The organism is Pseudofrankia inefficax, from assembly GCF_000166135.1.
Taxonomy (GTDB): Bacteria; Actinomycetota; Actinomycetes; order Frankiales; family Frankiaceae; genus Pseudofrankia; species Pseudofrankia inefficax.
Genome location: NC_014666.1, coordinates 7,458,152 through 7,471,533, shown reverse-complemented (window position 1 = coordinate 7,471,533; position 13,382 = coordinate 7,458,152). Strand labels below are relative to the sequence as shown.

Below are 13,382 nucleotides of genomic sequence, written 5' to 3'. Positions count from 1 at the left end.
CCCCGACCCTGGGCAAGCGGACACCTCCGCACTCGTCGCCAACCCAGAACCACCTGGGCGAGGGCGCCAAGCGCCCGAAGCAGGGCAATCGGCCAGAGGCGCGGAGCGCCGTTTCTGGCCGGTGCCCTCAACCGGCGAGGGCCGCCAGGAGGTAGCGGACGAGGGTGCTGGTGGGGCGGGTGGGGGCCGGGTTGGCCAGGCCGCCCTCGATGGTGGCGACGACCGCCTCGGCCGCGACCTCGCGGTCCGGCTCGGGAACGAGGTCGGTCACGGCGGCGAGGGCCAGGCCGTGCAGCCATTCGTGCAGCCGCTCGTGGTAGGCCATCACCGGCGGTGCGTGCGGCGCCCGTTCGGCGACGCAGGGATGCAGGGTGCGGCGGCGTTCCACCGAGTCGAGCGCGGCGAACAGCCGGTCCGCCGGCTCGCCGGCCAGCTCGCCGATCCGGTCGACCTCGCCGTCCAGCAGCCGGTTGAGCACCGCGGCGAACGCATGGTCCTTGGTCCGGAAGTACCAGTACACCGAACCCGGTTCGATGCCGGCCGCGCGGGCGATCTCGGCCACGGACGTGCCGGCGAAGCCGTGGGCGAGGAACTGTTCCTCGGCGACGGCGAGCAGGGCGTCCACCCGCTCTTCGCGGGGAACCTCCTGGCGGTTGCGGGGCACCTGATCAGGGTAGCGAGGCCGGTCCCGACGAGTTGTGTTTCACGGCACTTCCTCGGAATGGCCGGACGCGGCAGGCACCTCCGGAGCCGTCGGCTACCGCGGCGACCGACCGTCGTGGCCTCCGTTTACGTCGCCGAACTGGCGCAGTGCGTGCCAGCCGGGGTGGGGCGCCCGGGGGCGGCAGGGACGGCAGAGGCGGCAGAGGCGACAGGTGGGCTAGATCTTCGCCGTCCGCCGTCCGCCGTCCGCCGTCCGCCGTCCGCCGTCCGCCGTCCGCCGTCGACCCGGCTGGATCATGACCGTCGAAGGCTGGGGCAGCGTTCCTCGCCCCGATCGGGGTGGCGCTCCGGTTCTGGCCGGCCAGGACGACCGTGACGGTCGCCGCTCCTGACCCGTGCCCGCTCCTGACCCGTGCCCGCTCCTGACCCGTGCCCGCTCCTGGCCCGCGCCAGCGGCCGGAGCCGGTTCGGGCGCTCGGATCCGTTTTGCGGCAGCTGTGAGTTATCGGACATGAGTAACGAGTGGTGATAGATCGGGTTGTGCCGGGGCAGGACCGTTCATGGGCGGATGGCCTCGTCATTGCTGTCGTAATCCTCTTGATTCCGCCCCAAGAGACCAGCGACAGTGGAATCCGAGTTGTTCGACCGTCGCCTAGTGGTCCCGCCGGCGCCGATCATGACTCTCCCTTGCGCCGACCGGGAGCCGCCAGGTTCGTGGGAGGGAAAGTCATGCCCGAGATCAGAAACGCGGCAACGGCCGGCTCCAGTGGGCGCCCGAGGCGGACCGATGTCCGATCGGCCTCGCTCAACCGGGCGTTGGCCGGTGCCCGTGCCCCGCAGGTCGCCGCCGCGCAACGCGTCCAGCTGCACCGTGACGTGTCCGACGCGGGCCGGCGCCGGGCGGCCCTGAGTGCGCTGGTGGCCGCCCGGCGCCGGACCAACTTCCTGCTGGGCACGCTCGATGGCCTGCGGCGCGGGGCCGATGGGCGCCGTGTGCCGGGCCAGTCGACGGGATAGACCGGCCCGCGGCCAAGGGAGCGTCGCCACCCCGGTGACCGGTGCCGGGGCTGGCGGCGCGGCGGCGCGAGGCTGGCGGGAAGTGCGGGCAGGGTGCCGGAGTTCGGACGGAGGGGCTGTTCTCTGGCGCGGGCGCCCGCGCCTGGTGCACAGTCCAGACCGTTCCCCGTCGGGACGGCGGCCGCCGTCCCGACGCGGTCCAGCCGACCCGCGTGGCCTTATCGAATGCAGGTGGACGCCTTGACCAACTCCGAGCCTCGCCCCGACCAGCCGTCGCCGAGCGCGCTGCGCCGGGCGCTGCGCCGGGCCAGGGACGGGGCGACGCTGGACGTCACCGAGGCGGCCGTGCTGCTGGCGGCCCGCGGCGACGACCTGCGCGACCTGTCCGCCTCGGCGGCTCGCGTGCGCGATGCCGGGCTCGGGTCGGGCGGCCGGGCCGGCGTCATCACGTATTCGCCGAAGGTGTTCATCCCCTTGACCCGGCTGTGTCGGGACCGTTGCCACTACTGCACGTTCGCGACCGTTCCGCACCGGCTGCCGGCGGCCTACCTGGAGATCGACGAGGTCCTGGAGATCGCGCGCGCCGGTGCGGCGGCGGGCTGCGCCGAGGCCCTGTTCACCCTCGGCGACAGGCCGGAGGACCGGTGGCCGGCCGCGCGCGAGTGGCTGGACGCGCACGGCTACGACTCGACGCTGGGCTACCTGCGGGCCGCCGCGATCGCGGTGCTGGAGGAGACCGGGCTGCTGCCGCACCTGAACCCCGGGGTGCTGAGCTGGGCCGAGCTCGCCCGGCTCAAGGCGGTCGCCCCGTCGATGGGGATGATGCTGGAGACCACGGCGCGGCGGCTGTTCACCGAACCCGGCGGCGCGCATTTCGGCTCCCCGGACAAGGACCCCGACGTGCGGCTGCGCATGCTGGAGGACGCCGGGCGCCTCAACATCCCGTTCACCACCGGCCTGCTGCTCGGCATCGGTGAGAACCGGCAGGAGCGGGCCGAGACGATCTTCGAGTTGCGCCGGATCTCGAAGGCGTACGGCTCGATCCAGGAAGTGATCGTCCAGAACTTCCGGGCCAAGGACGACACCGCGATGCGCGGCGAGCCGGACGTCGGCGCCGAGGAGCTGGCCGCCGCGGTCGCCGTCACCCGGCTCGTGCTGGGCCCCACGGCGAGGGTGCAGGCGCCGCCGAATCTGGTCGACAGGGACGAGTGCGCGCTGCTGATCGCCGCGGGCATCGACGACTGGGGCGGCGTCTCGCCGGTCACCCCCGACCATGTGAACCCGGAGCGGCCCTGGCCGGCGCTGGACGTGCTGGGTGAGGCGACCGCCGCGGCGGGCTTCGAGCTGCGGCCGAGGCTGACCGTCTACCCGCCGTATCAGTCGGAACCCTGGCTGGACCCCCGGCTCGCGGCGCACGTGGGTGCCCTGGCCGGCCCGGACGGGCTGCTGCGGCCGGGGGCGGTGCCCGTCGGTCTGCCCTGGCAGGAGCCCGACGGCGGCTTCACCGACAGCAGCGGGCGCACCGACCTCCACACCGCGATCGACACCGACGGCCGTAACACCGAGGCCCGGGTCGACTTCGACACCGTCTACGGCGACTGGGCCGAGCTGCGCACCCAGGTGAGCGCCGCGGGCACCGGAGTGGACGGCGTCATCGGCACCGGCTCCCGCGCCGTGGCCGCCGAGGGCACCGTGACGGGAGACGCGGACTCGGCGGCGGTCCCCGTCCAACTGGGGTCTCCGGTCGACGCCGGGGCGGGAGCCGGCGCGGGGACGTCAGCCGCGCCGGCGACCCGGCGCAGCGGTGACCCCGAGGTGCTGGCGGCGCTGCGGCACGCGGCCCAGGAGCCGGCCGGGCTCTCCGACGCCGAGGCGCTCGCGCTGTTCGGCGCGACCGGTCCGGAACTGGAGGCGCTGTGCCGGCTCGCCGACGACCTGCGCCGGGACACCGTGGGTGACGACGTCACCTACGTGATCAACCGCAACATCAACTTCACCAACGTCTGCTACACCGGCTGCCGGTTCTGCGCGTTCGCGCAGCGGCGCGGCGACGCCGACGCGTACACGCTGTCGTTCGCCGAGGTCGGCTCCCGGGCCACCGAGGCCTGGGAGATCGGCGCCACCGAGGTGTGCGTGCAGGGCGGCATCCACCCCGACCTGCCGGGCACGGCCTACTTCGACCTGGCCCGCGAGATCAAGAAGGCCGCGCCGGACATCCACCTGCACGCGTTCTCGCCCATGGAGGTCATGAACGGCGTCAGCCGGACCGGGCTGTCCGTCGCCGACTGGCTGACGGCCGCGAAGGAGGCCGGCGTCGACACGGTCCCCGGCACCGCGGCGGAGATCCTCGACGACGAGGTCCGCTGGGTGCTCACCAAGGGCAAGCTGCCGGCCGCGGCCTGGGTCGAGGTCATCACAACCGCTCATCGGGTCGGCCTGCGCTCATCGGCGACGATGATGTACGGCCACGTCGACACCCCGGCGCACTGGCTGGCCCACCTGCGGCTGCTGCGCTCGATCCAGGAGGACACCGGCGGCTTCACCGAGTTCGTCGCGCTGCCGTTCGTCCACCACAGCGCGCCGATCTATCTCGCGGGTGTGGCCCGTCCCGGCCCCACCGTCCAGGAGAACCGGGCGGTGCACGCGATGGCCCGGATCCTGCTGCACGGCGCGATCTCGAACATCCAGTGCTCGTGGGTGAAGCTCGGCACCGACGGCTGCCGAGCCGTGCTCGCCGGCGGCGTCAACGACATCGGCGGCACGCTGATGGAGGAGACGATCAGCCGAATGGCCGGCTCCCAGCATGGCTCCCGGCGCTCGATCGAGGAGCTGGAGGACGTCGCCACCGGCGCCGGCCGGCCCCCCCGCCAACGGACCACCACCTACGGGGAGGTCCCGCGGGAGAGGTTCGACGCAGCCAGGGTCGCCCCCAACCGCACCGCGCTCCCGCTCGTCTTCTGACCGTCTTCTGACCGGTCTCGAAGGCCGCGCGGCCGGCTGCGGAAAGCCGCCGTGTGCCCACCGGAGTCACTACATCCCGTAACTGGCTGTGGATGGCGCCGGAGCGTTGCAAGGTGGTCCGGGAGGGTACGCGGCCGTTGTCCCTTGCCGGACACGGCGCGATTCCGCAGGGTGTGCGCCGGACTGCGTCGCGTCTCGACGTGGTTGCCGCGGTGTGGTCTCCACAGCCGCGCGTAACGGGCAGCCGCTGGGAGAGGACCCTCCGTCACATCGCCCGGTGACTGTGAGCTATGGTCATGTCGCTGGTTGTAGAAGATGTTGCGCCGGTAGGGTTGACGTGGGCCGTCTTCGGCACGTGTAATTACCGGCGTGTCATTCCCCCCGCCGGGGGGGAGACTTCTGGTAATGCGACCCCCCGGTGTGGACACCAGTTACCTGCGCGCCGGCGCCCGGGGGGTGACCGACCGCACCGCGACGGGTCTGGAGGGGTCCTTTGATGGAGCACACCGACGCGGGCGTCCGAACGCCGCCAGTGGGCCTACGGACGCGCGAGGAGGACGAGCACGACCGCACGGCTGTGGGCCGCCCGGCCACGGCGCTGGGCCCGCGGCCCGGCGTCCTGGGCGTGACCCGCCCGCCCACGCCCCGGGCGCCCGTGGACGCGCACGCGACCGCGGAGCTGCGGGTGCCGACCCCCACGTCCTACGCCGGACGGGTCACGCCCGACGCCGGCTACGACCTCGTCCGCCCGGTGCCCGGCTCCGCGCAGCCGCTCGGCTACGCCACCACCCGCCGCGTCGAGGCCGTCGCGGTCCTTGACGACGCCGACGCGCGGGCCGAGGACACGAGGGTCGAGGACGTGACGGCGCAGGACACGGCCACCGAGGCCGACGAGCTCGACAGTGACGACGACACCGAGGACGACGCGGACGACGTCGACGACGAGCTCGACGACGACGAGCTCGACGCGGAGCTTCCCGGGCCCGGCCAGCCGGGCGGCGTCCCGGCCGGCGGCGCGAGCCGGCCGATGCTCGCCGAAGTGATCGACATCGGGCTGGGTGACCTGCTCGGCGAGGTCATGGAGTGGCAGGAGCGCGCCCTGTGCGCGCAGACCGACCCGGAGGCCTTCTTCCCGGAGAAGGGCGGCTCGACCCGGGAGGCCAAGCGCATCTGCTCGGGCTGCGAGGTCCGTACCGAGTGCCTCGAGTACGCGCTCGCCAACGACGAGCGGTTCGGTATCTGGGGCGGGATGTCCGAACGCGAACGGCGCAAGCAGCGCCGCCGGGCCGTATAGCCGGGCCGCGGGCACCCGGTGGAGACCGCGGTGGGCCAACAGGGTCCAACCGAACCTCCGCCGGGCGCGGGCGCCGGGGGCGATTCGTCGCGCTCGCGCCAAACAGCCGATCCGACCGGCTTGCGCGGCGGTGGGGACGTGGGGGCGTTCCCGGTGCCACCCGAGGGCCGGGTACTGGTCGTCGCCGTGGTCACGTCCGTCGTGGCCGGCCAGCGGTCCGCCCGCTCGCCCTGGGTGCCGGCCCAGCGGCCCCCGTCCTCCAACGGCCCGGTCGCTGATCTTCCGGCCGCCGTCGCGGGACAGAGCCGCGCGGTCGACCGGGTCGTTCTCGTCCCTGTCGCCGGGCCGTCGCCGGCCGCCGCCATCGTCCACGCGCTGCGGCACGAGACGCTGCCGCCGGACGGCGGATTCGTCTGGCTGCTCGACGAGACCAGCCGGCCGGCCCCCGACGCTCTCGATCGCCTGCTGGCCTGCGCGGCTCTCGATCCGGGCGCCGCCATTCTCGGTCCGACCGGCATCACCGTCGACCGCTCCGGCCGCCGCCGCCCCGCCCCAGGCGAGCCGATGGCGGTCCGTGACGTGCTGGCCGTCGACCGGGCCGGCGCCCTGGTGCGGGCCCCGGCCTGGCACCTGCTGAACGGTCCGAACCCGCTGGCGGGCCGGGCCGACGACCTCGATCTGTGCTGGCGGGCCTGGCGCGCGGGCCTGCGCGTCGTCGCCGTGCCGACCGCGCGGCTGCTGCCCGCTCCGGCGGGTGGGCCCGGCGCCGGACCGGCGGGCCGGGTCGCGCGGACCGACGCCCTCCGGGTCCGGATCGCGCAGTCCGGCTTCTGGGGCTCGCCGGCCGCGGTCGGCTGCGTCGTGCTGGCCGGACTGGCCCGCGCGGCTCTGACTCTGGGCCGCGGCCGGATCCGCGCCGCCGGGGTCGAGGCCCTGGTGCTGGCCGGCGCGCTCGCGGACCCCACCCGGCTGTGGCGGCTGCGGCGTCGCTCGGCGTCGCAGCGGCGGGTGCCGGCCCGGGCGCTGCGCGGACTGCTGCCTCGCCTCGCCAGACCCGGGCTCGTGCCGGGTCCGCCCCGCGTCGCCGCGACGCCCACCGTGGACCGGGCTCGCCGGCCGTTCCCGCTGGTCCAGCCCCCGGTGCTGCTGGCGGTGCTGCTGGCGGTCGCGGGCTGCGTCCTGACCGACCTGGGGCGCGACGGTGGCCGTCCGGCGCCGTTGCCGCGGGCGGCGGGACAGCTGTGGACGGCCGTGTGGTCCGGGTGGCTCGGGCCGGCCGGTGGGCTGCTCGGCGGTCCCGGGCCAGCGCCCCCGTGGACCCCGATGCTCGCGTTGCTGTCCTCGGCGCTGGGCGGGCGGCCCGAGTTCGCCGCCCGGATCCTGGTCGCCGGGGCGGCGGCGCTGGCCGGGCTCGCCGCCTATCGCGCGGCCGGGACGCTCGGTGGGCTCGCGCGGCGCCGGTGGGCCAGGGCCGGGCTCGCGGCCTGTTACGCCCTGGCGCCACCGGTCACCGCGGCCGCCCAGGCCGGGAGCCTGGCCGCCGTCGGTTCCTGCGTGGCGGCCCCCGTGCTGCTCGCCGCCGCCGCCCGGGCGCTGGCTCCGTCCGGGGCCCAGCTGAGCTCGCGGACCGGCCCAGGCCCGGTGGGGACCGGTTGGGTGAGCTGGTGGGTGCTGGCCGGGGCGTTGCTGATCGGCGTCGCGTGCGCGTCCGGCCTGCTGCCGGTGGCCGCCGTGGGATTGGTCGCCGCCGTGATCGCGGCCGGGCGGCGCGCGGAGCCGGGCGAGACCTGGGGAGACTCGTCGCCGGCCGGGCGCGCTGCCGCGCCCGGTGCGTGGCGGCTGATCGGCCGGGTCGGCGTCGTGCTGCTGGTGGGCTGCGCGCCGCTGTTGCCGGCGCTCGGGACCGCGGCGCGCGGCGGCCTGCTGGGGGTGCTGTCGGTACTCGTCGATGAGCCGGACCGAGCCGGCGTCGACGCCCACGCGGTGGGGATCTTCGCCGCGGTCTGCGCGTTCGCCACGGTGCTCGGCGGGCGGGCCGTGCGCACGGGGGTCGTCGTCTGCTGGCTGGTGGCCGCGGCCGGCTGGGTCACCGGCCAGGACCCGCTCGCCGCCGCCGGGCTGCTCGCCGGGGTCGGCCTTGCCTGGTCCGCCCGCCGGGACCTGGGCGGCGCCCGTCCGGCGCCTGGCCCGCAAAGTCGGCGAGCGCGGCCGGGCCGGTCGCGCCGGGTCCTGGCTCTGGCGCTGTCCGCGGTGCTCGTCGCTGGGCCCGTTCTGCTCTTCGTCCGGACCGCTGGCTGGCTCGGCCGCACCCCTGAGCCGGTGAGCTGGCGTGACTCGGGCGGCCTCGTTGCCCGGCCGGCCGCCGCGACGGCCGGCGACGGGCCCGCCGCCGCGGCCGATCCGTCCGATGCCGCCCGCACCCTCGTGCTGCGTCCGTCGGCCGGGGGCGTGACCTACACGCTGACCGCCGGGCCAGGCCCGACCCTGGTCGACACCGCCGGCGACCCGTCCCGGCCGGCGCGTGAGTTTCTCGCGGCCGTGGTGGCCGACCTCTCCGTCGGCGGCGGCTGGGGCGCCTCGGCGCTGCCGGCGCTTGGCGTGGACGAGGTCTGGATCCCGGCCGGCGCCGGTCCGGGTCAGTCGGTGGCGAGCCCGGCCACCACCGACGCCGGCCCGGACCTGACCGGCCAGCCGAGCGGCGCCACGGCCGCCGGCGGCGGGACGACGTTCACCGCGGGCGGGCTCGTCGCCGCCCTCGACGCGGCCGACGGGCTCGAACGGGACCAGCCCAGGCAGGACGGCTACTACTGGCGCCTCGGGCCGGCGGCCGGCCCGGTGGCCGAGCTGCGGCTACTCGCGCCTGGCTCCGTGTCGCACACCGACGTCGCCGCCGCCCGGGGTGCGCGGCCCGGCACCGTCGCGGCGGCCCGGACCGCCGTCGCCGACCGCGTGGTGACCGGGCCGGGACTGGCTCTGGCCGGGCTCACCCGGACCTCGGGCGGGACCTCGGTGGACGCGCGGGTGCCCGCCGGTGCGGCCGGCCGCCTGCTGGTGCTCGCCGACCCGGCCGACCCGGGCTGGCGGGCCACGCTGGCCGGTCGTCGGCTCGTCCCGGTGACCGCCTGGGGCTGGGCACAGGGATTCGTCGTGCCCGCTGGGCCGGCCGGCGAGGTGCGGGTCCGCTACGACCACAGCGCGCACCGGGCGTGGGTGCTGGCCGAGGCGGCCGCCGTCGCCGCCTTCCTGCTGTCGGCGCCGGTCCTCGCGCTGGCGGCCGGACGTCGCCGCCGGGAGTCCGCCGGTCGCGGAGCGACTCGATGAGGCCGGCCGGCGGCCCGGCCCGGCGGTGGGGTGCCACGTCCGGGGGGCTGGGCTTCGCGGTCGTGGGGACGGCGGCGATCGCGGCCGCCGCGGTGCTGATGCCCGGTGGGCGTCCGGGCCCGGTGCCGGCCGGCGAGCCGGTCAGCGCGCAGACGGCCTATCGGACCGGTCTGCCGCCGACCAGTCGTGCCCTCGTCTGCCCCGACCTCGGCGCCGCCGGCCGGGTGGCGAACAGGGTCGACCTGGCTCGGCTCGGTACCGCCGGCCGGGTGACCGCGGCGCTCGTCGGCGCCGGGGCCGACAGTGGCCAAGGGCACAGATCCTCCGGCCAGGCCGACGGCGCAGCGGCGCACTGGCGGCCGCCGTCCGGGCCACTGCTCGGCCCCGACGAGAGCCGGGGCGCACTGGCGGTCCCGGGTGCGCAGGAGCCACCCATCGCGCTACCGGCCGCCCCCGACCTGTCCACGCTGGCTGGCCTGCCGGCAGACCAGCTCGACAAGCTGTCAGCCCTCAAGGCGCGGTCCGACCAGTCGGCGCTCGAGGCCCTGGCGGCGCTGTCGCCGGCCGACCGGGCTGGGCTCGCCGCCCGCGTCGCGCCGCCCGACCTCTCGGCGCTGGCGGGGCTCTCCGCGACGGACCGGGCTGGGCTCACCCGCCTCGCGGTGTCGGCGGGGCGGCCGATGGTGCTGCGGGGGAGCGCGGTCTCCCAGCTGTCGGCGACGGTGACCGCGCCTGGTGGGGGCTCCGGTCCGGTCCGTGCCGCCTGCGCCCCCACCGGCGGCACGGCCTGGTTCGCCGGACCCGCGACCGGGGCGGGCCACGACCCCCTCCTGTTCGCGACGAACCTGGGCTCCCAACCGGCCCGGATCACGGTGCGGGTGCTCACACCAGGCCAGGCGCCGGCCTCGACCGAGCTGGCGGTGGCGCCCGGCGCGACCGTGAGCCACCGGATCGCGGCCGTCGCGCCGGAGGCCGCGGCCACCGTCGTCGACGTCGAGGCCCGGGCCGGCCGGGTCCGGTCCTGGCTCGTCGACCGGCCGAGCAACGGCGTGGCCTGGGACCTCGCGCCGGTCCCTGACACGGCGGCTCCGGGGGGTCGGGTGCTGCTCGGCCCGGTCGTCGCGCCGTCCGGCGCGGGTGGGGCCACGACGGAGCTGGTCGTCGCCGCGCCGGGAGCCGACGCCCGGGTGCGGGTCCGGGTGGTGACGAACAGTGGCCATCCGGTCAGCCCGGCCGGGCTGGACGACATCGCGGTGCCCGGCGGCGAGGCGGTGGCGATTCCGGTGACGCTGCCCCGCGCGGAGGCGGCGGCCGTGCTCGTCGACGCGCTCGGCCCGGCGCCGGTCGTCGCGGGCCTCGGCCTCGCCGCGGGGGCCGTCGACCCGGACACGTCCGCGACGCCCGCCGGCGGTCCGGCCGGCGGCTACCCGACCTGGGTGTCCGGCACGCCGCTGTTGGCGGCCGCGCCGGCCGACGGCGGACCGGACCGCCCGGCGGACCGTCCGCCCGTGCCCTACGTCGACGTGCCGCCCGTTCCTGCCGACGGTGCCGGCGCGCTGCTGCTGGCCGCGCCGGCGGGAACGGCGACGGTCCGGGTCGACGGCTACACCGTCTCCGTCCCGGCCGGGCGCGCGGTCAGGGTCCCGCTGCCGGCCCGCTACGCCGGTGGCGGCCTGACCGTTCTGGCCGGCCCGGTCGCTGTCACCGAGTTGCTGGGCGCGGCGGGCAAGTCCACGGCCGCGCCGGACCCGAAGGCCGATCCCGCGGCGCTCGGCGACCCGACGCCGACCACGGTCAGCTCGGTGCTGCCGCTGGCGCCGCCGGACCCGATCGGCCCGGCCGTCCTGGTCGACGACCCGGCCGCCGGGTAGCGCCTCCCGTTAGGCGCGCACGCCGGGGCGGGCGGCGAACACGCGGCCGGCGCCGCGCAGCGTGACGGTGGCCGGCCCGGTGAGCATCGCGGCCTGGCCCCGGGTGAGCCGCAGTGACGACCCGCCGGTAGCCGCGCCCGCCGCCGCGTCCTCGCCCTTACCGGCGTCCGCCTCGGCGGCCTCGCCCGCGGGGGCTTCGGTGGTGGCCGGGCCGGTCCCGGTGATCTCGACGTCGACGGTGCCGTCGACGGCCAGCAGGACGGCCGGGCGGTTCAGGGTGACCTCGCCACCGGCGCAGATCGCCTCGGCGAGCACGAAGTCGTCGACCGGGACCGGCCAGTAGCGCACCAGCCCACCCGCGCCGGCCCGCAGCGTGCTCGCCCGCAGCACCGGAGCGTCCGACGGGGCCGGGTCGACCAGCCGGAGCAGCTCGTCGACGTCGATGTGCTTGGGGGTCAGGCCGCCGCGCAGGACGTTGTCGGACGTCGCCATGATCTCGATGCCGACGCCGTGCACGTAGGCGTGCAGCAGGCGGGCGGGCTGGAACAACGCCTCGCCGGGGCTGAGCGTGACGTCGTTGAGCAGCAGCGCGGCGGCGATGCCGACGTCGCCGGGATGGGCGGCGGCGAGCCGGCCGACCAGGTCGGCGGCCCTGGCCAGGTCTGTGGCACCAGACGAGGGGGCACCAGACGAGGTGGCACCGGACGAGGCCTCGGCCCGTTGCGCGATCGTCGCCGCCGCGCGGGTGAGCTCGCCGGCCAGCCCCCGGCCGCGTTCGCGCGGCAGCGTCAGCAGGGTGCGCAGCACCGTCGCGGCGCCGCCGTTCGGGTCCGTCGCCAGCGGGCGGAAGGCGGCCGAGAGGTCGGCGACGTCGAACGCCTCGATGACGGCGAGCGTGCGGGCCGGCACGCGGACGCCGGCCAGCGCCCGGAACGGGGTGAGCGCGACGATCAGCTCGGGCTTGTGGTTCGGGTCGCGGTAGCGGCGCTCGGGCGCGCTGCGCGGCACGCCGGCCCGCTCCTCGGCGTCGAAGCCGGCCCGGGCCTGCGCCCGGTCGGGGTGCACCTGCAGCGACAGCGCCTTCTCGGCCGCGAGCACCTTCAGCAGGAAGGGCAGCTGGCCGACCAGCTCGGCGGCCGGGCGGCGCCGGCCGGCGTCATCGCAGTCGGACGGGGCGACGGGGTGGGTGCCCAGCCACAGCTCGGCGGCGGGCTCACCGCTGGGCGCCTCGCCGAGCAGGTCGTAGATCGCGTCGGGTGAGCCCCAGGCATAGTGCTGGACCTGGCCGAACAGCGGCAGCACCCGGGGGCTCACCGCCCCGGCGGCCTGGGCCACCCCCCCGGCGGGCCGGGGCACCGGGGCACCGGCGATCTGGGTGTCTGCGCTCATCGTGTCGCGCTCATCGTGTCGCTCTCCAGCTGGCCGGGGCTTCGCCGATCGACCACAGAGTACGGGCCGGCCGTTACTCTTCCTCGCCCCAGCCGTGGCCTTCGGGGTCGATGACGGCCGGATCGACGCCAAGCATGTCGGCGACCTCGTGAATGATCGCGTCGAGGACGAGCTCGGCCAGGTCCTCGGTGTCGACCGCACGGGCCTCCAGGGGGCGCCGGTAGACGACGATGCGCCGAGGCGTCGCGGACCGGCCCCGGCCGGTGGCGGGCTGGTAGAGGGCCAGCGGGACGACGTCGTCGGAGACGCCCACCGGTGGCACGTCCTCCACCGCGAACTCGACGCCGGCCAGCTGGTCCGACCAGCGCAGGTCGAGATGCTCCACGGCGTCGAGGACGAGATCGTCGAAACGCTCGCCGCGGGTCGAGTACGCGGGGACGTCCGGCGGGAACAGGGTGCCGCGCATCCCGCGACCGCGCCGGTCGCGGCGGCGGCGGGGTGGGATCGGCCGCCGGGTGGCGACCGGTAGCCGGACGGTAGCCGGGCGCTCGGGAGCGGCGGGCTGGGCCGAGGCGGCCGCTGACACCGAAGGCGCCGCCGAAGCCGCCGCCGGCTCAGAACGAGCCGCGGAATCGGAGCCAGCCGCGGAGTCGGAGCCAGCGGTTTCGTCCACCACCGAGCCAGCGTAGCCGGCCGCGGCACGGCTCGGCGCCGACCCGCGTGGCGTGATCCAGGCCGGTCAGGCGGGACGGCCCGGCGAGTGGAGCGCCCGGCCGCGGCGCCGGGTGTGCGAGAGGGCTGAAATCCGCGCAATTGGAAGCGCAGAGTGATTGGATGAGGCAGTTTACGTCACGAGCGTGGCTTGT

At 76.5% G+C, this 13,382-nt stretch carries 8 protein-coding genes; 5 read left to right on the top strand and 3 right to left on the bottom strand.

All coding sequences use genetic code 11. From position 1 onward, the window contains the following. Positions 1-127: 127 nt before the first annotated feature. The gene (locus tag FRAEUI1C_RS30160; protein ID WP_013427172.1) at positions 128-664 is read right to left on the bottom strand and encodes a TetR/AcrR family transcriptional regulator; all 537 of its coding nucleotides are present in this window, start codon (positions 662-664) and stop codon (positions 128-130) included. 728 nt (positions 665-1,392) lie between these two features. Between FRAEUI1C_RS30160 and FRAEUI1C_RS30155 the strand changes: the two genes are divergently transcribed. The 5 genes from FRAEUI1C_RS30155 (at position 1,393) to FRAEUI1C_RS30135 (ending at position 11,127) form a co-directional block, all read left to right on the top strand. Continuing rightward, positions 1,393-1,680 (top strand): hypothetical protein, encoded by a 288-nt coding sequence (locus FRAEUI1C_RS30155; protein WP_013427171.1) that lies wholly within the window; start codon positions 1,393-1,395, stop codon positions 1,678-1,680. 225 nt (positions 1,681-1,905) lie between these two features. Then, positions 1,906-4,641, top strand: a complete 2,736-nt coding sequence (locus tag FRAEUI1C_RS30150; protein WP_013427170.1) for a bifunctional FO biosynthesis protein CofGH — start codon at positions 1,906-1,908, stop codon at positions 4,639-4,641. Between the two features lie 1,027 nt (positions 4,642-5,668). Next, the gene (locus FRAEUI1C_RS42240; RefSeq protein WP_157735576.1) at positions 5,669-5,935 is read left to right on the top strand and encodes a WhiB family transcriptional regulator; all 267 of its coding nucleotides are present in this window, start codon (positions 5,669-5,671) and stop codon (positions 5,933-5,935) included. A 138-nt stretch (positions 5,936-6,073) separates the two neighbouring features. Beyond that, on the top strand, positions 6,074-9,256 hold the full coding sequence (locus tag FRAEUI1C_RS30140; RefSeq protein ID WP_013427168.1) for a glycosyltransferase family protein: 3,183 nt from the start codon (positions 6,074-6,076) through the stop codon (positions 9,254-9,256). Continuing rightward, entirely contained in the window at positions 9,253-11,127 is a 1,875-nt protein-coding gene (locus FRAEUI1C_RS30135; RefSeq protein ID WP_013427167.1) for a DUF5719 family protein, read from the top strand. Before FRAEUI1C_RS30140 ends, FRAEUI1C_RS30135 begins: the two co-directional genes overlap by 4 nt. Positions 11,128-11,136: 9 nt before the next feature. Here the strand turns inward: FRAEUI1C_RS30135 and manA are convergent, their stop codons facing one another. Together manA and FRAEUI1C_RS30125 are read right to left on the bottom strand one after the other, a co-directional pair. After that, positions 11,137-12,516 carry a mannose-6-phosphate isomerase, class I gene (gene manA, locus FRAEUI1C_RS30130; protein WP_013427166.1) on the bottom strand — a complete coding sequence of 460 codons (1,380 nt, stop codon included), beginning with the start codon at positions 12,514-12,516 and terminating at the stop codon, positions 11,137-11,139. Between the two features lie 73 nt (positions 12,517-12,589). Continuing rightward, positions 12,590-12,982, bottom strand: coding sequence for a metallopeptidase family protein (locus tag FRAEUI1C_RS30125; protein ID WP_041259744.1), 393 nt, complete (start codon positions 12,980-12,982; stop codon positions 12,590-12,592). Between the last annotated feature and the right edge of the window lie 400 nt (positions 12,983-13,382).